A 19,321-nucleotide genomic window follows, 5' to 3' on the forward strand; every position below is an offset into this window, starting at 1 on the left:
TGGCTATCCTGTGGGGCCGAAAACGAGAGATGCCTGTGCCCAGGCTAAGGATCCGGGATCGCTAATGCCTAATCCGCGGTGTATGGATTTGTTGGAGAACGCGGGTGTGCCTTGGGCTGCACGCTTTAGCGCATGCAATTTGGCGTAATGCCGCACGGCATCGCGAAACGTAGTTGTCGTTGATGGAGCTTCCTGTTGGGCAGCCCGCGCGCATCCAGCACTCTGCCTCTCGAAGAGGCGGGCGCTCTAGTGTCTCGTGATTCCGTCGGCATTACTTGATCTTGTGTGACTCGTTGCTCCCGGCATGGAGCTTTCCGTGGAACAGGCCGCCGAGTTGCGGGAGTTGGCGAACAGTCGGGACGTGCCCGCCGATGTGGCCACCCGGGCCCGGATCGTGCTGTGGTCCGGTGAGGGGCGCCGGCGCAAGGACATTGCCGAACTGCTCGGGGTGTCATTGCCGACCGTGGACCGCTGGAGGACCCGTTACGCCGAGCGCGGGCTCGCCGGGCTGGAGGGCGACTGTCCGGGCGGGGCGCGCGAGCAGGTGCCGACGCGGGTCCGGGCGCGGGTGATCGCATTGACGCGCATGACGCCGCCGGTCGGCACCGGTCTTTCGCATTGGTCGACGCGGGAGTTGGCGAAGTATCTGAAGCGGACCGAGAACGTCACCGTGTCCTGGCACTACATCGCAAAGGTCTGGCGCGAGGAGAACCTCAAACCGCATCGCAAGGGCACCTTCAAGATTTCGAAGGATCCCGCGTTCGCGGACAAGGTCGCTGATGTCGTCGGCCTCTACCTGGCTCCGCCCGGTGGCGCGGTGGTGCTCTCGGTGGATGAGAAGACGCAGATCCAGGCGCTGGACCGGACCCAGCCGGTGCTGCCGGTGACCTTCGCAGCCACCGAGAAGCGCACCCACGACTATGTCCGGCACGGCACCACGAACCTGTTCGCCGCACTCAACGTCGCCACGGGCGAAGTGACCGGCGAGTGCAGGCCGAGCCGGAACGCCGTGAACTTCCTGGCCTTCCTCAAGAAGGTGGTGAAACCGCATGCGGACAAGGAGATTCATGTCGTCCTGGACAACCTCTCCACGCACACCACGCCGGAGGTGAAGGCATGGCTGACCAACAATCAGCACGTCCACTTCCACTTCACCCCCGTCGGCTCTTCCTGGATCAACCAGATCGAGACCTGGTTCGGAATCCTGACCCGCCAGTCGATCCGCCGCGGCACATTCTCCAGCGTGAACGTCCTGATCAAGCAGATCCGCGACTACATCGACTCCTGGAACTCCGAGGCCAAACCCTTTACTTGGACCGCAACCACCGACGAGATCCTCACGAAGGTCCGACTCGTCCAGACCAGCATCAAGAAGCTCGTCGCAAACAACTCCAAGTGACACAAACGGGATCACGAGACACTAGGGGGCTTGACCTTCCGGGAGGTGCCTGGCGGCGCTGGTTGGCCGGGGGCCGTGGCGGCAGTACGCCGAGGGGCAGCCGCAACTAGCCTCCGTCGGGGGTGAGGTGACGAAGTAACAGTCGTGTCCGCGTGCCCTAGTCCCGCGGGAGCTGACCGCGCACTTTGATGCCCCTTCCCTGTAATGGCACGGCGCCGCGGGCCAACGATCGGTCGGCGGTAGCTAGGACCCGGCACGGTGGCGCAGAATGCAGGGGGGCGCTCCGCCAGACTGGTCGGCGGGGCGCCCCTCTTGATCGATCCTTGTGCTACGTCTCGGGCTACTTCTTGACGCGCGCGGTGTTGTAGAGCTTCGCGGCGAGGTCGGCGACCTGGTTGGTGGGCATGGTCGTGCCACCCGTGCCCATCATCTGCTGGATGTCGACGGCCTCCACGATGCCGACGGTGCTGTAGTCGGACCAGATGCAGATCGGAATCTGCGCGGAGCTGGGTCCCTTGGCCGTGCCGCTGGTGTCGGTCACCTTGGCGTTCTGACACTTCATGAGGGCACCGCTGAAACCGGCCGGCTTCACCGCCGTGGGTGTGCCGACCAGCTCCATCTTCGTCTTGTCGTCCGACGAACTGGAAGCCTTGTCCTCGTCGCTGCCCTTCTGCAACTTCTGGAAGGCGGCGTCAAGGGTCTTCGCCGGGTCGCTGATGTCGCCGTAAACGCCGTTGAGCAGCAGCATCTTGGCCATCATCGGATTGCTGGAGTCACCCGACTTGTAGCTTCCGGACGTCGAGTGGGGGTCCTTGACTCCCATCGCCTCGGTCGCCGCCTTGTCCTTGTCCGACATCGGCTTGTCCTCGGCGGACTTGGAGGTGTCTTTCTTGTAGTCGGCCACCGCGGCCGGGGCCACCAGCTTGTAGCCCTTGGTGCTCGCGGAGACGTCGCCGTTGCCGCCACCCTTCGTCAGGAACCAGACGCCGCCGCCGATGACCGCGACCGCAACGACGACCGCCGTGATGATGACGCCGGTCTTCTTCTTCGGCGGGGCCGGGGGCATGGGCTGCATCGGGGCGCCGTACGGGGGCTGCTGGGGCTGCTGCTGCGGGTAGCCGTAGGGCTGCTGCGGCGGCTGCTGCCCATACGGGCCGGGCTGCTGCGGCGGCACGCCCTGCGGCGCCTGCTGTGGGTAGCCGTAGCCGGGCTGCTGCGGAGCGGGCTGGCCGTAAGGCTGCTGCGGCGGCTGCTGGCCGTACGGACCGGGCTGCTGAGGCTGGCCACCGTACGGGCCCGGCTGGTTGTAGCTCATTGCTGGGTTCCCCCTAGGAATGCTTATCCGATCCGGACATCCTGACTGACAGGGGGGTGGCCCGCACTAGCCGGGGTCGGTTGATGTCTAGCTGTTGATGACTTGTTCCTGTTCCCGCACGTACTCGTCGATCCGGCCGGAGGGATCGGTTCCGGTGGAGGCCACGAAGTATGAAGGGGCCCAGACCTGCGACGCTCCGCTCTGGCGAAGGGCACGTTCAGAGGCGGCTCTGAGCTTCCTGGCCAGGTCGGAGGCGGCGAGGGCAGCTGGATAGCGGACTGTGGCACGAATGTGGTCGGGCGCCCCTGCGAAGCCCTCGATCTCAGCATCGGCTGCCCGAGCAGCCTCCCTCAGGGAGTGCTCCGCCAGGCGCAGCATCTCAGCAGTCAGCAGTGCCCGACGGTGCAGGGTGACGAAAGCGATGCGCGCCGCCAGGTCGTGGAACGAGGTGTCGGATCGCCGCGGTGTGGCCTCAATGCGCTGTTGCGGGCGCCGCCGCGGCCTCTTCGCGGGATGCTCCGCCCGCCACGCGTCGAGCTCGGCGGACAGCCAGGTCGGCGTCCGCCCGATGCGTTCGGGTTCAGGGAAGCCGTTCTGCGGCCGTGAGTTGAGTACGTAGACGGCCTGGACCGAAATACCCAGGTGATCGGAGGCCTGCGCTGGGGTGAGTCGGGCTGCTGACATGGTTCTCACCGTATGCCAGACAAGTTGAACTTATCTATGTAGCGTGATCCGTGTCCGTTGATGGCTGAGCCGGAGGTGGGGTTGTGGGTCGCAGGTCTGTCAGTTCGGCGGATGCCGGACGCAAGTACCGTCTGTACCCGACCCCGGCGCAGGCCGAGCGCTTGCAGCGCTGGGGCCACACCTGTCGTGCCGTGTGGAACCTCGCTCTTGAGCAGCGGATCTATGTGTACCGACAGCGGGGCCGGTGCCTGCGGGCCGATGAGCAATGCCGCTACCTGACGCAGGCGCGGCGCGACCTCGACTGGATCGGGGAGCTGCCCTCTCAGGCGCTGCAGCAGATCCTTCGCCATCTCGACCGGGCCTACGACAATTTCTGGAATATGAATCATTCCGCCCGATTCCCCCGGTTTAAGAAGCGATCCGCGCGGCTCTCCATCCCCCTTCCCGGTCAGGCAGTTCGTGTGGCGCGGGTCAATCAGAAGTGGGCTCTCGTCCGGATACCGAAGCTCGGCGAGGTCAAGGTCCGGCTGTCCCGTGTCCTCGGGGGCGAGGTCCGGAACGCGACGGTTCGCACGGATGCCTCCGGGCGCTGGTACATCAGCTTCGCCGTGTGCACGCGCAATCAGGCAGCCCCTGCCAACGAACTGCCGCCGGTCGGCGTCGACTTCGGGGTCAAGCAGTCTGCCTTTCTCTCCGACGAAGCCCTGCCGCGGCTCATGCCGCCGTCTCTCACCGTCGGGGAGCGTCGGCGGCTGGAAGGCCTGGAGCGGCGGAAGGCGCGGCAGATGCGTCACGCGCGTAGGCACCGGGGTGGTGTGTACGGCACACGCTTGCGGCGGACCTTGCGGGAGATCGCCCGTATCAAGGCCGGCCAGGCCCGTCGACGGCTGGACTTCACGCACAAGCTCACTACCGACCTGGCCAAGAACCACGGCTTGGTCGCGGTCGAGGACCTGCGGGTGAAGGCCATGACGAAGAAGGCCGAGGGTGGTGGGGATGCTCCCCGGTGCCACGCCTCGCGCAAAGCGGGCCTCAATCGCGGCATCCTCGACAACCTTCCGGGGGAGCGGCGACGTCAGCTCGCCTACAAATGCCCGATGTACGGGTCGGTGCTGGTCGCCGTGGAAGCCGCAGGCACCTCACAGACGTGCCGGGTCTGCCACCACCGCGACCCGGCGTCCCGAAGCGACCGGGACACCTTCCGCTGCACCAACTGCGGACACGTGGACGACGCCGACCACAACGCCGCCGCGGTGACACTCCATCGCGCGCTCCGCACACCGGCGGGCGCAGCCTTTGCCGCGGGGTATCGCGGTGAACAGCACGCACCGACCGGCCGCACCCGACCGGTCATGCCCGGCAGCAGAACCGGGCGCACGCGTGAACCCCTCGCGTTTCCAATCGTTGGAAGCGAGGAATCCTCGCAGGCCACTGCGGGGAGGATGCCAACAAACATTCCCGTTTCATCGTGAGCTGCCCTCGCCCCTAAACTGACCCCGTGACCGAGAACACTCAGCAGCAGAATCCAGCGCCCATCACCGAACTGCCGACCCAGTACGCGCCGGCCGAGGTAGAGGGGAAGCTGTACGAGCGCTGGGTAGAGCGCGGTTACTTCACCGCTGACGCGGCGTCCGACAAGGACCCGTACACCATCGTCATTCCGCCGCCCAACGTCACCGGCGCGCTGCACCTCGGGCACGCCTTCCAGGTCACGCTCATGGACGCCCTCACCCGCCGCAAGCGGATGCAGGGGTACGAGACGCTGTGGCTGCCCGGCATGGACCACGCGGGCATCGCCACCCAGAACAAGGTCGAGCAGCAGCTCGCCGAGGAGGGCAAGTCCCGGCAGGACCTGGGGCGGGAGGTGTTCACCGAGCGGGTCTGGCAGTGGAAGGGCGAGTACGGCGGCCGGATCCTGGGCCAGCTCAAGCGGCTGGGCGCCGGGCTCGACTGGTCGCGCGAGCGGTTCACCATGGACGAGGGGCTCTCCAGGGCCGTCCAGACCATCTTCAAGAACCTGTACGACGACGAGCTCATCTACCGCGCCGAGCGCATCATCAACTGGTGCCCGCGCTGCCTGACCGCCATCTCGGACATCGAGGTGGAGTACCAGGAGGACGCGGGCGAGCTGGTCTCGCTGAAGTACGGGGAGGGGGACGACACGCTCGTCGTCGCCACCACCCGTGCCGAGACGATGCTGGGTGACACCGCGATCGCCGTCCACCCCGACGACGAGCGTTACCAGCACCTCATCGGCAAGCTCATCAAGCTGCCGCTCACCAACCGTTCCATCCCGGTCGTCGCGGACGCCCACGTCGACCCCGAGTTCGGCACCGGCTGCGTCAAGGTGACCCCGGCGCACGACCCGAACGACTTCGCCATCGGGCAGCGGCACGGTCTTGAGTCGATCACCGTCATGGACGAGCGCGGCATCATCACGGTCCCGGGGCCCTTCCAGGGGCTCGACCGCTACGAGGCGCGCTCGGCGATCGTCGGCGCGCTCAAGGAGCAGGGCCGCATCGTCGCCGAGAAGCGCCCGTACATGCACTCGGTCGGCCACTGCTCGCGCTGCAAGACGACCGTCGAGCCGCGTCTGTCGATGCAGTGGTGGGTCAAGGTCGGCCCGCTCGCGCAGGCTGCCGGTGACGCGGTCCGCGACGGCCGGGTCAAGATCCACCCCGAGGACATGTCGAAGCGGTACTTCGACTGGGTCGACAACATGCACGACTGGTGCATCTCGCGCCAGCTGTGGTGGGGCCACCGCATCCCGATCTGGTACGGCCCGGAGGGTCAGGTCGTCTGCGTCGGACCCGACGACGAGGTTCCGACCGGTGAGGGCTGGCGCCAGGACCCCGACGTCCTCGACACCTGGTTCTCGTCCGGTCTGTGGCCGTTCTCCACGCTGGGCTGGCCGGAGCAGACGCCGGACCTGGACAAGTTCTACTCGACCGACGTCCTGCTCACCGGTCACGACATCATCTTCTTCTGGGTCGCCCGGATGATGATGTTCGGCCTGTACGCGATGGACGGTGAAGTCCCGTTCAAGACGGTCGCGTTGACCGGTCTGGTCCGCGACGAGTTCGGCAAGAAGATGTCGAAGTCCAACCCGAACGCGGTCGACCCGCTGGACTGGATGGACAACTACGGCTCGGACGCGGTGCGTTTCACGCTCGCCAAGGGTGCCAACCCGGGTGCGGACGTCCCGATCGGCGAGGACTGGGTCCAGGCGTCCCGCAACTTCGCCAACAAGATCTGGAACGCGACCCGCTTCGCGCTGATGAACGGTGCCACGGTCGAGGGTGAACTCCCGCCCGTGGAGCGGCTGTCGGCGACCGACCGCTGGATCCTGTCCCGGCTGAACAAGACGGTGGCCGAGGTCGACGCGTACTACGAGGACTACCAGTTCGCGAAGCTCAGCGAGTCGCTCTACCACTTCGCGTGGGACGAGGTCTTCGACTGGTACGTCGAGCTGTCGAAGACGACGTTCTTCGCGGGCGGTGAGCAGGCCCAGGTCTCCGGCCGGGTCCTCGGTGAGGTCCTCGACGTGATGCTGCGGGTTCTGCACCCGATCGTCCCGTTCGTCACGGACACGCTGTGGACGACGCTGACCGGCGGCGAGTCGCTGGTCGTCGCGGACTGGCCGAAGGACAGTGGCTTCCGCGACGAGGCCGCCGAGCGCGAGATCGAGCTGGTCCAGCAGGTCGTCACCGAGGTCCGCCGGTTCCGTTCCGACCAGGGGCTCCAGCCCGGCCAGAAGGTCCCGGCCGAGCTGACCCTGACCGGCACCGCGCTGGCCCCGCACGAGGCGGCCATCCGTCAGCTCCTCCGTCTCCAGCCGGCCGGCGAGGGCTTCCACGCCACCGCCTCGTTGCCGGTCGCGGGCGCGACGGTGGCTCTCGACCTGTCCGGCACCATCGACGTCGAGGCCGAGCGCAAGCGCCTGGCCAAGGACCTCGGTGCGGCCGAGAAGGAGAAGGCGGACGCGAACAAGAAGCTCGGCAACGAGGCCTTCCTCGCGAAGGCCCCGGACAACGTGGTCGACAAGATCCGTACGCGGCTCGCCAAGGCGGAGGCCGACATCGAGCGGATCACCAACCAGATCGCGAACCTGCCGCAGGGCTGAGCTCGTCCGAAGGGGCCCCCGGAGCACGCCGCTCCGGGGGCCTTTCGCGTACGGGGCGACCGGGCCCGGGATCTCGGTGGGCGCCCGGGGGAGGAGGGGGAACGGTCCGGCGCCGCGTGCGACATATCACTACATGTGGGCCATTCGGCTGGGGGATTCAGGCCGAAAGACCTTGGATGATGGAGGGCATGCAGACCACGCCCGCCACCTCCGCGCTGCGCCGCGCGCCGGCGGCGGCGCGCGCCCTGTGCGCGCGCTGGGTGGGCGAGGAGCGCGCCCTGGACGTGCTGATCGCGCTGAGCTGCTTCGGTCTGATGGTCCTGGACGTGCCGGGCCTGGCCAAGGCCGACAACTCCCTCAACAGCTACACCGCGCCTCCGGTCCTCGCGCTGGGCGCCGCCACCCTGCTCTTCCGACGCCGCTGGCCGTGGCTGCCGTACGTGGTGGCGCTCGGCTATCTGGGCTGGCTGCACCAGCTGAACCTGGTGCAGTTCGCGCTGTACTCGCTCGGCCGCTTCCGGGGCCGGCGGGCGGCGGTGCTCGCCACCATCGGCTACATCGCGGTCGCCTACGTCCTGTTCAACCTGCCGGGCTGGCCCGACAGCCGGGGCGAGACGCTCAGCTCGTTCCTGGCGATCGTGGTTCCTGTGGGGGTGCTCGCCTCCGGGGTCGGCATCTCGGCCTACCGGCACGACCTCGTCCGCGAACTGGAGGTCCAGCGCGGCCGGACCGCGGCCCTCCAGGCGGTGCAGGCCGAGCGGGTCTCGGTGGCCAGGGACGTGCACGACATGGTGGGCCGCGAGCTGACGATGCTCGCGGTGCGCTCCGAGGTGCTCGCCATCCGGGCCAGGAACGAGCCGCACCACAAGGACTTCGAGGAACTCGCCGACACCGCGCGACGGGCCCACCTCATGCTGAACGAGATCATCGTGCGCCGGGCGGATGAACGCACCGCCACGCCCGGCCTCGACGGCTTGGCCGCGCTGGCCGAGGAGAGCCGCGGCGCGGGCACCCCGGTCGGCCTCGACATCGCGGCCGCCGCCCACCGGCTGTCCCCGCTGCGGCAGGCCGCGGTCTACCGAGTGGTCCAGGAATGCCTGACCAACGCGGTCAAGCACGCCCAGGGCGAGCCGGTCTCGGTGACGATCCGGCTCGCGGACGGCAACCTCGTCGTCACCGTGCTCAATCCGCTGCCCGCCTCGGCCCCGGTGAAGGAGCCGGTGTCCACGGGGACCGGCACCTTCTCGATGCGGGAGCGGGTGGAGTCCATGGGCGGCACCCTCACCACGACCCGGACCGGCACCACGTACGAGGTGAGGGCCACGCTTCCGGCCGGGACCCGGAGCGGGTGACCGGGCGGCGCGTCCAGGCCCGGTGGCCGGGTCCGCGTGACGGGGGGCGTGCTCTGGCTTGGTGGGCCGGGTCCGCGTGACGGCGCGGCGTGCCCTCGGCTCGGTGGGCCGGGTCCGCGTGACGGCGCGGCGTGCCCTCGGCTCGGTGGGCCGGGTCCGCCTGACGGGGCGGGCGCGCCCCAGCCCGGTGTGCCAGCCCGCCCGGGAAGGCCCAGCCTCGCTACCCGCCGGCCAGCACCCGCTGCAACTGGTCGAAGTCCTCCACGCACTTGCCCGAGCCGAGCACCACGCAGTCCAGCGGCTCCTGTGCGACGAACGCCGCGATGCCCGTCGCCGACGCGATCCGCAGATCCAGGCCCGGCAGCAGCGCGCCGCCGCCCGTCAGCACGATGCCGTGCTCCATCACGTCGCCGGACAGCTCCGGCGGGCACTCCTCCAGGGTGACCTTCACCGCCGCGATGATCGACTCGACCGGCTCGTTGAGCGCGGCGCGCACCTCACCTGCCGTGAGCTGGAGCGTCTTGGGCAGGCCGCCCACCTTCTGGCGGCCCCGGACGGTGAACGTCCGCTCCTCCAGCTCGTCGTCACCCGGCACCGGCCAGGCCGACCCGATCGCGCACTTGACGTCCTCGGCGGTGCGCTCGCCTATGAGCAGCGCGTGCTCCTTGCGTACGTAGTCGGTGATGGCGGTGTCCAGGCGGTCGCCGCCCACCCGCAGGGACTGCGAGGTGACGATGCCGCCGAGCGAGATCACGGCGACCTCGGTGGTGCCTCCGCCGATGTCCACCACCATCGAACCGCGCGGCTCCGACACCGGGAGCCCGGCCCCGATCGCCGCCGCCATCGGCTCCTCGATGAGGTGCACGGCCTTGGCGCCGGCCCGCCGGGCGGCGTGCACGATCGCGCGCCGCTCCACCGGGGTCACCCCGCTCGGCACGCACACCACCATGCGGGTGCGGGGGCGGCGCCCCGGCACGGCCTTCTTCACGAAGTGGCGGATCATCTCCTCCGCCGCCTCGTAGTCGCTGATCACGCCGTCCCGCAGCGGCCGGATCGCGGTGATCGAACCGGGTGTGCGGCCGATGGTCTCCTTTGCCTGGGTGCCGACGGCCAGCGCGGTGCGACCGCCCTCCTTCATCGCCACCACGGACGGCTCGTTGAGCACGATGCCCTGCCCGCGGGCGTACAGCAGGGTGTTGGCGGTCCCGAGGTCGATCCCTATGTCCATGATCGCCAAGTTTGCCCGGAGAGTCTGTGGGCCCCGGGGGCCGAACGTCCCGAAAGGGGCGGGTCCAAGGTCCTGTCGGTGCCCCTCCGTAGACTGGTTCCTGTGACCGAGCAGCCCGACCGCAGTGAAGCCGATGACTTCGACGGAATCGTCGAAGCCGAAACCAATCTTCCCCAAGATCTCGAAGCAGCTCGATCAGGGGAGACCCCAACCCCCGACCTGGCGGTGATCGAGGCCGGCAGCCGCACCTTGCGCGCGCACGGCGGTCTGCCCCAGGGCGAGGCCGTCCCCGCCCGGCCCGCCGACCCCGAGGTGGACGCGGCGCTGCGCGCGGTCGAGACCGAACTCGCGGGCCGCTGGGGCGAGACCAAGCTGGAGCCGTCCGTCAGTCGCATCGCCGCCCTGATGGACGTCCTCGGTGAGCCGCAGCGCGCCTACCCGACGATCCACATCACCGGCACCAACGGCAAGACGTCCACCGCCCGCATGATCGAGGCACTGCTCGGCGCCTTCGAGCTCCGTACCGGCCGCTACACCTCGCCGCACGTCCAGTCGATCACCGAGCGCATCAGCCTGGACGGTCTGCCGATCCCCGCCGAGCGCTTCGTCGAGACCTACGAGGACATCAAGCCGTACGTCGAGATGGTGGACGCCAAGGAGGAGTTCCGCCTCTCCTTCTTCGAGGTCCTCACCGGCATGGCGTACGCGGCCTTCGCGGACGCCCCGGTGGACGTGGCCGTCGTGGAGGTCGGCATGGGCGGCTCGTGGGACGCGACGAACGTGATCGACGCGGGCGTCGCCGTCGTCACCCCCATCGACCTCGACCACACCGACCGCCTCGGCAACACGCCCGCCGAGATCGCCGTCGAGAAGTCCGGGATCATCAAGCAGGGCGCGACCGTGATCCTGGCCCAGCAGCCCGTCGACGCGGCCCAGGTCATGCTGAAGAAGGCCGTCGAGGCCGATGCGACGGTGGCCCGCGAGGGCATGGAGTTCGGCATCGTCGCCCGCGAGGTCGCCGTCGGCGGCCAGCTCCTGACGCTGCGCGGGCTCGGCGGCGAGTACGAGGAGGTCTTCCTCCCGCTGTACGGGGCCCACATGGCGCACAACGCGGCGGTGGCGCTCGCCGCGGTCGAGGCCTTCTTCGGTATCGGCTCGCAGCACGCCCGGCCGCTGGACATCGACACCGTCCGCAAGGCGTTCGCCTCCGTGGTCTCGCCGGGGCGCCTTGAGGTGGTGCGCCGCTCGCCCACCGTCGTCCTGGACGCCGCGCACAACCCGGCGGGCGCGCGCGCCACCGCCGACGGACTCACCGAGGCCTTCGGCTTCTCGCGCCTGATCGGCGTGGTCGCCGCCAGCGCCGACAAGGACGTCAAGGGCCTGCTCGAAGCGTTCGAGCCGGTCTTCGCCGAGGTCGTCGTCACCGCCAACACCTCGATGCGCTCAATGGACGTGGACGAGCTGGCAGCGCTGGCCGTCGAGGTGTTCGGCGATGAGCGGGTCGTGGTCGAGCCGCGTCTGGACGACGCGATCGAAGCGGCCATCACCCTGGCCGAGGAGGAGGACGAGTACGCGGGCGCGGGCGTCCTCGTCACCGGCTCCGTGTTCACGGTCGGCGACGCCCGGCTGCTGCTGAAGAGGGGCTGAGCCGATGCGTACGCTCTGCGCGTCCACCCTGATCGGTGAATTCTTCGTCATCGCCTTCGCCGGGCTCGTCGCGATGAAGGACCCGGACCTCACGTCCGCCACGGTGTGGACGGTGTGCGGCATCGGCATGCTGTTCTCGGTGCTGCTCTGCGGGATGCTGGGCCGGCGCGGCGGGGTCGAGCTCGGCTGGGCGCTCCAGATCGCCCTGATCGCGAGCGGTTTCGCCGTGCCGATGATGTTCTTCATGGGCCTGATGTTCGCGGCGCTGTGGTGGGCCTCGGTGCACTTCGGGCGCAAGATCGACGAGGCGAAGGCGAGGTTCGCGGCGCAGGCGGAGGCCCAGCCGCAGTAGGGCGGCGCGTGGGGCCGGGCGGGTGACGGGCGCGGAACGCCGTACCGGCAGGTCCGGGTGCCACCCGTTCAGCCCCACCCGGTAGCCTCGGCACACCGCACACGTATGCCTGCAAGGAGCCGCACACCATGACCGAGCGCACCCTCGTCCTGCTCAAGCCCGACACCGTTCGCCGTGGCCTGATCGGCGAGGTGATCAGCCGTATCGAGCGCAAGGCCGGCTGGACCATCTCCGCGCTGGAGCTGCGCTCCCTGGATCAGGACACCCTGGAACAGCACTACGGCGAGCACAAGGGCAAGCCCTTCTACGAGCCGCTGGTCGCCTTCATGGCGTCCGGTCCGGTCGTCGCCCTGGTGGTCGAGGGTGAGCGCGTCATCGAGGGCGTACGCCAGTTGGCGGGTCCCACCGACCCGATCGCGGCGGCCCCCGGTTCGATCCGTGGCGACTTCGGAACCATCGTCCGGGAGAACCTCATCCACGCCTCGGACTCCGCGGAGTCCGCGGAGCGAGAACTGAAGATCTTCTTCCCGGGCCGCAGCTGAGCGTTTCTGACGAGATGTCAGCCATATAGCGCTCATGACCTGGGGCGACCGAAGGAATTTCGGTCGCCCTGCGGCATATGCGGGCCGACTTCGGGAACGCATCGCCCCGACACGACGTCACCATTACTGAGGTGGACCACCGCGCCGTGTCCGTGCAGGCCGGACTACGATGGGGCCTCACGCTCACAGCACCCACCTCGCCGACCTGAGAAGCCGTCAACGCTCGATTAGGGAAGGCCGGACGCATCCTCATGGGGAGCAACAAAATGTCGTTCATCGGCCGTGACATGGCTGTCGACCTCGGGACCGCCAACACGCTGGTGTACGTCAGGGGCCGCGGAATCGTCCTGAACGAGCCGTCCGTGGTCGCGATCAACACCAACACCGGCGGCATCCTGGCGGTCGGCGCCGAGGCCAAGAAGATGATCGGCCGTACGCCGGGCAACATCGTCGCCGTACGGCCGCTGAAGGATGGCGTGATCGCCGACTTCGAGATCACCGAGCGGATGCTCCGCTACTTCATCCTGAAGATCCACAAGCGCCGCTACCTGGCCCGCCCGCGTGTGGTGGTCTGTGTGCCCTCCGGCATCACGGGAGTGGAGCGCCGCGCCGTCATCGAGGCCTCGACGCAGGCCGGTGCCCGCCAGGTGCACATCATCGAGGAGCCCATGGCCGCGGCCATCGGCTCGGGCCTGCCGGTCCACGAGGCCACCGGGAACATGGTGGTCGACATCGGCGGCGGCACCACCGAGGTCGCCGTGATCTCGCTCGGCGGAATCGTCACCGCGCAGTCCATCCGGGTGGCGGGCGACGAGCTCGACAACGCGATCATCCAGCACATCAAGAAGGAGTACTCCCTCCTTCTCGGTGAGCGGACCGCGGAACAGATCAAGATCACGATCGGTTCGGCGTACGACCTCGACAAGGACGAGCACACCGAGATCCGCGGCCGAGACCTCGTCTCCGGACTGCCGAAGACCGTCGTGATCTCCGCCGCCGAGGTGCGCAAGGCGATCGAGGAGCCCGTCAACGCGATCGTCGACGCCGTCAAGACCACGCTGGACAAGTGCCCGCCGGAGCTCTCCGGAGACATCATGGACCGCGGCATCGTCCTCACCGGCGGCGGCGCCCTGCTGCGCGGTCTGGACGAGCGGCTGCGCCGCGAGACCGGCATGCCGATCCACATCGCCGAGGACCCGCTGGACTCCGTGGCCCTCGGGTCCGGCAAGTGCGTGGAGGAGTTCGAGGCCCTCCAGCAGGTTCTCGACGCGCAGCCCCGCAGATAGCTCCGGGGCCTGCTGTCCGCCGTATGGGTCACTGCCAACCCGTACGGCGGATCGTTGATATACAGATCGAAGAGATCTTGTAGATCCACATTCCTACGAGGAAGGCACGGCCGCCGCACGTGAGGGACACACGAGAGAGCCGGCTGCTCCTGGTGCTGCTGATCGCCGTCGCATTCGCGCTGATCACGGTCGATATCAGAGGCGGGGAGAACTCACCGGTGGACGGCGCCCGGCAGGCCGCCGCCACCGTCTTCGGCCCCGTCGAGAACGCAGTCGCGGCCGCCGTCGACCCGATCGGCAACGCGATCGGCGCGGTACGCGACTCGGGCAAGCGGCACGACAGGATCTCCACCCTGCAGGCCGAGAACGAGGCGCTGCGCCAGAAACTCGGCAGCGACGCCCGCAACCGCTCCCGGCTGGGCCAGCTCGACGCGATGCTGAAGACGGCGGGCGAGGGCCAGTACACCATCAAGGCCGCCCAGGTCGTCGCCATAGGAGCGGCCCAGGGCTTCTCCTGGACCGTCACCATCGACGCCGGATCCAACGACGGCATCAAGCGCGACATGACCGTGCTCAACGGCGAGGGCCTGGTCGGCCGGGTCACCACCGTGGGGCCCTCCACCGCGACCGTGCTGCTCGCCAACGACCCCGACTTCACCGTCGGCACCCGCATGGAGAAGAGCGACGAACTGGGCTTCGCCACCGGCCACGGCGACCGGCCGCTGTCGGTGCAGCTGCTCAACGGCAAGGCCAAGGTCAACCCGGGCGACCGTCTGGTGACTTTCGGATCCCAGGCCGACAAGCCGTTCGTGCCGGGCGTCCCGGTCGGTGAGGTCGTCAAGGTCGACCCCTCCGGCGGCGACCTGACCCGCACGATCTACGTCCGCCCGTTCGTCGGCTTCACCAAGCTCGACATCGTCGGCGTCGTCGTCGAGGCCCCGCGCACCGACCCCCGCGACCAGGTGCTGCCCGCCAAGCCGCAGCCCACCCCGACGCCCACGGTCACCGTCACGGCCAGCCCGCCCGCCAGCCCCAACGCCCAGGGCAGCGCCAACCCCAGCGCGAACGCGAACAACGATCAGGCCGCGAACGCGAGCCCCAACGCGAACGCGAACGCCAACCCCAGCGCGAACGCCAACCCCAGCGCGAACGCGAATCCCAACACCAACACCAACGCGAACGCCAATCCGCCTCCGAATCCCAACGGCAACGCCAACGCCAACAATGCCGACGGCGAGCAGTAGGAGCTGATCCAGATGCGTCTCAACAGGGTCCTCCTCTCCGCCGCCCTGATCGTCGTCGCCCTCGTCATCCAGGTGAGCGTCTTCGCCCGCCTCCAACTCCCCGGCGCCGTACCGGACTTGATGCTCCTCACCGTCCTCGGCCTGGCCCTCGTGTACGGACACGTCGGCGGCGCCTTCGTCGGCTTCGGCGCGGGACTGCTCGCCGACCTCGCGCCGCCCGCCGACCACGCGGCCGGGCGCTACGCCCTGGTCCTGTGCGTGATCGGCTACCTTGCGGGGCTCGCCAAACCCGACCACGGCCGGCTGCGCTCGGCCGTCGGCCCGATGGTGGTGGTGGTCGGCGCGGCCATCGGCTCGACACTGCTGTACGCGCTGGTAGGCGCGCTCGTCGGGGACACCGCGGCCCGCCATGTCGGCCTGCTCAGCCTGCTGTTCACGGCGGCCGTCTACGACCTGCTGCTCGCACCGTTCACGGTGCCGCTGATCATGGCGATCGCCCGGCGGGCCGAGAACGACCCGCTCGTCGAGACCACCGCCAACGGCAACCCCAGGAGCAACATCACCTCCGGCTGGCTCTCCGGCGGCACCGGCCTGCGCATCGGCAACCAGCGCGGCGGGCTCCGGCTGAAGGCCGCCAAGAACAGAGCGGCCCGAGCCGGCCGCATCAAGGGCGTCAAGCGACTGTGAACCAGGGGGTCGTCACCGCATGAGCAACATCCCCGAGACGGGCCGCACCCCCCGGGTGCAGATCCGGCTCGTCATCATCCAGGTCCTGGTCTTCTCGCTCCTGCTGACGCTGGGCGGACGCCTGTGGTACCTCCAGATCCGCAACGGCAAGGAGTACACGGACGAGGCGAAGAACAACCACGTACAACAGGTCGTCCAGCCCGCGGTGCGCGGCTCCATCCTGGACGCCCGCGGCGTCCCGCTCGCCGACAACGAGACCCGCCTCGTCGTCTCCGCCTCGCGCACCGACCTCAGCAAGATGCCCGATCGGGGCAAGGCCGTCCTGACCCGGCTCGCAGCCGTGCTCGGCATGAAGCCGCAGGACGTCATGGACAAGGTCAGGCTCTGCGACGCCAAGACCCCCAAGCCCTGCTGGAACGGCTCGCCCTACCAGCCGATCCCGGTCACCGACGAAGCCACCACCCAGCAAGCCCTGCAGATCCGCGAACGCTCCGAGGACTTCCCCGGCATCACCGCGGACCCCACCGCCGTACGCCGCTACCCCGCGCCCGGCAAGGCCAACACCGCCCAGGTGCTCGGCTACCTCTCGCCCGTCACCGACGACGAGATCACCAAGGCGAAGGACACCGACTCGCCCTACCTGCGCTCCGACCAGGTCGGCCGCTCCGGCCTTGAGCGCACGTACGACAGGCAACTGCGCGGCAAGGCCGGGATCACCCGGTACGAGGTGGACAACCTCGGCCGGGTCATCGGCCAGGCGGAGAGCGACAAGGCGCAGCCCGGCTCCAACGTCATCACGTCGATAGACGCACGCGTGCAGGCGGTCGCCGAGTACGAGCTGAACAACGCGATGGTCGAAGCCCGCAAGCAGTTCGACAAGATCACCAACGAGAACTACAAGGCGGACTCCGGCGCCGTCATCGTGATGGAGGCCAAGACCGGCCGGATCGTCGCCATGGCATCCGCGCCGACGTACGACCCGAACGTCTGGGTCGGCGGCATCTCCGCCAAGGACTACCAGCAGCTCACCGGCAAGGACGGCGACTACCCGCTGCTGAACCGGGCCATACAGGGTCAGGCCGCGCCCGGCTCGACCTTCAAGGTGGTCTCCACGGCCGCCGCGGTCGAGGCCGGCTACAAGTGGGACGGCGGCTACCCCTGCACCAGCTCGTACTCCGTGGGTGGACAAGTCTTCAAGAACTTCGAGGGCGAGAGCTTCGGTCCCATCTCGCTGGGCCGCGCCCTTGAGGTGTCCTGCGACACCGTCTTCTACGGGCTCGCCGACAACGAGTGGAAGAAGGACGGCGGGATCAACCCCAAGGAGGGGCAGCCCAAGGACTTCTTCTACAAGGCCGCCCACCAGTTCGGCCTCGGCAAGCCCACCGGCGTGGACCTGCCCAACGAGGTCACCGGCCGCGTCCCGGACCGCCAGTGGAAGGAGAGCTACTTCAAGGCCAACAAGGACGCCTGGTGCAGGACCGGTAAGAAGGACGGCAGTTACGTCGAGAAGATCGCGTACGAGAACTGCCTCGAAGGCAACAAGATGCGCGAGGGCGACGCGATCAACTACTCCATCGGCCAGGGCGACACCCTCGTCACCCCGATCCAGGAGGCCATGATCTACGGGGCGATCGCCAACGGCGGCACCGTGCACGCGCCGACCATCGGCAAGGCGATCGTCAGCGCCGACGGCAAGTCCGTGCAGGAGATCACGCCGAAGGTCAACGGCAAGCTGCCGGTCTCCCAGGCCACCCTCGACGGCTTCAACAAGGCCCTCGCGGGCGTCGTCACCGGCGGTACCGCCGCCTGGAAGTTCCAGGGCTGGCCGCAGGACAAGATCGAGCTGCACGCCAAGACCGGTACCGCCGAGGTCTACGGCAAGCAGACCACGTCCTGGCTCGCCACCTACTCCAAGGACTACACGGTCGTCATGACGATCGCCCAGGCCGGTACGGGTTCCGGCGCCTCAGGTGAGGCCGTGCGCAAGATCTACGAGGCGATGTACGGCGTCGACGACGCCGGCCACCAGGACCTCAAGCGCGCCATGCTGCCGCAGCCCGAGCAGTCCCTGCCCAAGATCCAGGCCGACGGCTCCATCGACGCGCCGACCGTCGCCGCCTACGACCCGAACGCCGGCAAGACCAAGGACAAGACACAGCCCGACGGTCAGCCGCAGCCCAATGGCCAGCCGCAGCCCAGCAACAGCCCGGCCACCAACGTCGACAACCGCAACCCACGGAGGGACTAGCGCCATGGCAGGCTTCTCCGTCCAGCGGTACGCCCCCGAGCGCGGCGCCCTCGCCAAGCTCACGGCGCGCGACTCCGTGCTGCGCAGGCTCGACTGGCCGCTGCTCCTGTCGGCCCTCGCGCTCTGCCTCATCGGCTCGCTCCTGGTGTGGTCCGCCACCCGCAACCGCACCGCCATCAACCAGGGCGACCCGTACTTCTTCCTGATCCGGCACATCGTGAACGCCGGCATCGGACTCTGCCTGATGGTCGGCACCATCTGGCTCGGGCACCGCACCCTGCGCGGTGCCGTGCCCATCCTGTACGGGCTCTCCATCCTGATGCTGCTCGCGGTGCTCTCGCCGCTCGGCGCCACCGTCAACGGCGCGCACTCCTGGATCGTGCTCGGCGGCGGATTCTCCCTCCAGCCGTCCGAGTTCGCCAAGATCGCGATCATCCTGTGCATGGCGATGCTGCTGGCCGCCCGGGTGGACGCCGGTGACCAGCTCCATCCGGACCACCGCACCGTCGTCAAGTCGCTCGGCATCGCGGTGATCCCGATCGGCTGCATCATGCTGATGCCCGACCTCGGCTCCACCATGGTCATCGTGGTGATCATCCTCGGCGTGCTGCTGTCCTCCGGGGCATCCAACCGCTGGATCTTCGGGCTGCTCGGCGCCGGCGTGATCGGCGCGATCCTGGTCGCCACGCTCGGGATACTGGACAAGTACCAGATCAACCGCTTCGCCGCGTTCGCCAACCCCAAGCTCGACCCGGCCGGCGTCGGCTACAACACCGGCCAGGCCAGGATCGCCATCGGCTCCGGCGGCCTGACCGGCACCGGGCTCTTCAAGGGCTCCCAGACCACCGGGCAGTTCGTCCCCGAACAGCAGACGGACTTCGTCTTCACGGTCGCCGGAGAGGAACTCGGCTTCGTCGGAGCGGGCCTGATCATCGTGCTGATCGGCGTCATCCTGTGGCGCGCCTGCCGCATCGCCCGCGAGACCACCGAGCTGTACGGCACCATCGTGGCGGCCGGCATCATCGCCTGGTTCGCCTTCCAGTCCTTCGAGAACATCGGCATGACGCTCGGCATCATGCCGGTGGCCGGTATCCCACTGCCCTTCGTCTCCTACGGAGGCTCCTCCATGTTCGCGGTGTGGGTGGCCATAGGGCTGCTCCAGTCGATCCGGGTGCAGCGCCCGATAACGGCATAACGAGCGCACGACGCGAGCA

General features: G+C 68.6%; 15 protein-coding genes. 12 read left to right on the forward strand and 3 right to left on the reverse strand.

Translation table 11 applies throughout. The annotated features are described in order from the left end of the window. Window positions 1-304: 304 nt before the first annotated feature. Window positions 305-1,399, forward strand: a complete 1,095-nt coding sequence (locus tag OG522_RS24650) for an IS630 family transposase (RefSeq protein ID WP_329460845.1) — start codon at window positions 305-307, stop codon at window positions 1,397-1,399. Window positions 1,400-1,739: 340 nt separating this feature from the next. On the opposite strand, the gene OG522_RS24655 is transcribed toward OG522_RS24650, so the two are convergent. After that, a complete protein-coding gene (locus tag OG522_RS24655; protein ID WP_329465170.1) occupies window positions 1,740-2,714 on the reverse strand; it encodes a hypothetical protein in 975 nt (324 codons plus the stop codon). 87 nt (window positions 2,715-2,801) lie between these two features. Next, the gene (tnpA, locus tag OG522_RS24660) at window positions 2,802-3,398 is read right to left on the reverse strand and encodes an IS200/IS605 family transposase (RefSeq protein ID WP_329465171.1); all 597 of its coding nucleotides are present in this window, start codon (window positions 3,396-3,398) and stop codon (window positions 2,802-2,804) included. 83 nt (window positions 3,399-3,481) lie between these two features. On the opposite strand from tnpA, the gene OG522_RS24665 reads away from it, so the two are divergent. The 3 genes from OG522_RS24665 to OG522_RS24675 all read left to right on the forward strand — a co-directional run bounded on the left by OG522_RS24665 (window position 3,482) and on the right by OG522_RS24675 (window position 8,873). Beyond that, on the forward strand, window positions 3,482-4,870 hold the full coding sequence (locus OG522_RS24665) for an RNA-guided endonuclease InsQ/TnpB family protein (protein WP_329465172.1): 1,389 nt from the start codon (window positions 3,482-3,484) through the stop codon (window positions 4,868-4,870). A 26-nt stretch (window positions 4,871-4,896) separates the two neighbouring features. Beyond that, the gene (locus OG522_RS24670; protein WP_329465173.1) at window positions 4,897-7,521 is read left to right on the forward strand and encodes a valine--tRNA ligase; all 2,625 of its coding nucleotides are present in this window, start codon (window positions 4,897-4,899) and stop codon (window positions 7,519-7,521) included. A gap of 188 nt (window positions 7,522-7,709) precedes the next feature. Then, on the forward strand, window positions 7,710-8,873 hold the full coding sequence (locus OG522_RS24675; protein ID WP_329465174.1) for a sensor histidine kinase: 1,164 nt from the start codon (window positions 7,710-7,712) through the stop codon (window positions 8,871-8,873). 220 nt (window positions 8,874-9,093) lie between these two features. Here OG522_RS24675 and OG522_RS24680 read toward each other — a convergent pair whose 3' ends face one another. After that, complete coding sequence (locus OG522_RS24680) at window positions 9,094-10,101, reverse strand: rod shape-determining protein (protein ID WP_329465175.1); 1,008 nt, start codon at window positions 10,099-10,101, stop codon at window positions 9,094-9,096. 102 nt (window positions 10,102-10,203) lie between these two features. Here OG522_RS24680 and folC point away from each other — a divergent pair, with 102 nt between their 5' ends. The 8 genes from folC (at window position 10,204) to rodA (ending at window position 19,302) form a co-directional block, all read left to right on the forward strand. Continuing rightward, window positions 10,204-11,748 carry a bifunctional tetrahydrofolate synthase/dihydrofolate synthase gene (gene folC / locus OG522_RS24685; protein WP_329465176.1) on the forward strand — a complete coding sequence of 515 codons (1,545 nt, stop codon included), beginning with the start codon at window positions 10,204-10,206 and terminating at the stop codon, window positions 11,746-11,748. Window positions 11,749-11,752: 4 nt separating this feature from the next. After that, window positions 11,753-12,100: a DUF4233 domain-containing protein gene (locus tag OG522_RS24690; protein ID WP_329465177.1), complete on the forward strand. Its 348-nt coding sequence runs from the start codon at window positions 11,753-11,755 to the stop codon at window positions 12,098-12,100. Window positions 12,101-12,228: 128 nt separating this feature from the next. Then, window positions 12,229-12,642, forward strand: a complete 414-nt coding sequence (ndk, locus tag OG522_RS24695; RefSeq protein WP_329465178.1) for a nucleoside-diphosphate kinase — start codon at window positions 12,229-12,231, stop codon at window positions 12,640-12,642. 266 nt (window positions 12,643-12,908) lie between these two features. Further along, window positions 12,909-13,928 carry a rod shape-determining protein gene (locus OG522_RS24700; protein WP_053727412.1) on the forward strand — a complete coding sequence of 340 codons (1,020 nt, stop codon included), beginning with the start codon at window positions 12,909-12,911 and terminating at the stop codon, window positions 13,926-13,928. Window positions 13,929-14,047: 119 nt separating this feature from the next. After that, entirely contained in the window at window positions 14,048-15,172 is a 1,125-nt protein-coding gene (mreC, locus tag OG522_RS24705; protein ID WP_329465179.1) for a rod shape-determining protein MreC, read from the forward strand. A 12-nt stretch (window positions 15,173-15,184) separates the two neighbouring features. Beyond that, window positions 15,185-15,859, forward strand: coding sequence for a rod shape-determining protein MreD (gene mreD, locus OG522_RS24710; protein ID WP_329465180.1), 675 nt, complete (start codon window positions 15,185-15,187; stop codon window positions 15,857-15,859). Between the two features lie 19 nt (window positions 15,860-15,878). Further along, window positions 15,879-18,107, forward strand: coding sequence for a penicillin-binding protein 2 (mrdA, locus tag OG522_RS24715; RefSeq protein ID WP_329465181.1), 2,229 nt, complete (start codon window positions 15,879-15,881; stop codon window positions 18,105-18,107). A 4-nt stretch (window positions 18,108-18,111) separates the two neighbouring features. After that, window positions 18,112-19,302, forward strand: coding sequence for a rod shape-determining protein RodA (rodA, locus tag OG522_RS24720; RefSeq protein ID WP_329465182.1), 1,191 nt, complete (start codon window positions 18,112-18,114; stop codon window positions 19,300-19,302). Window positions 19,303-19,321 lie beyond the last annotated feature (19 nt).

The organism is Streptomyces sp. NBC_01431 (assembly GCF_036231355.1).
Taxonomy (GTDB): domain Bacteria; phylum Actinomycetota; class Actinomycetes; order Streptomycetales; family Streptomycetaceae; genus Streptomyces.

Coding starts and splice junctions, on each gene's coding strand:
- mrdA (WP_329465181.1), top strand. CDS start 15,879: ATGAGCAACATCCCCGAGACGGGCCGCACCCCCCGGGTGCAGATCCGG.
- OG522_RS24655 (WP_329465170.1), bottom strand. CDS start 2,714: ATGAGCTACAACCAGCCGGGCCCGTACGGTGGCCAGCCTCAGCAGCCC.
- tnpA (WP_329465171.1), bottom strand. CDS start 3,398: ATGTCAGCAGCCCGACTCACCCCAGCGCAGGCCTCCGATCACCTGGGT.
- ndk (WP_329465178.1), top strand. CDS start 12,229: ATGACCGAGCGCACCCTCGTCCTGCTCAAGCCCGACACCGTTCGCCGT.
- OG522_RS24700 (WP_053727412.1), top strand. CDS start 12,909: ATGTCGTTCATCGGCCGTGACATGGCTGTCGACCTCGGGACCGCCAAC.
- OG522_RS24690 (WP_329465177.1), top strand. CDS start 11,753: ATGCGTACGCTCTGCGCGTCCACCCTGATCGGTGAATTCTTCGTCATC.
- OG522_RS24680 (WP_329465175.1), bottom strand. CDS start 10,101: ATGGACATAGGGATCGACCTCGGGACCGCCAACACCCTGCTGTACGCC.
- OG522_RS24650 (WP_329460845.1), top strand. CDS start 305: ATGGAGCTTTCCGTGGAACAGGCCGCCGAGTTGCGGGAGTTGGCGAAC.
- mreD (WP_329465180.1), top strand. CDS start 15,185: ATGCGTCTCAACAGGGTCCTCCTCTCCGCCGCCCTGATCGTCGTCGCC.
- OG522_RS24675 (WP_329465174.1), top strand. CDS start 7,710: ATGCAGACCACGCCCGCCACCTCCGCGCTGCGCCGCGCGCCGGCGGCG.
- rodA (WP_329465182.1), top strand. CDS start 18,112: ATGGCAGGCTTCTCCGTCCAGCGGTACGCCCCCGAGCGCGGCGCCCTC.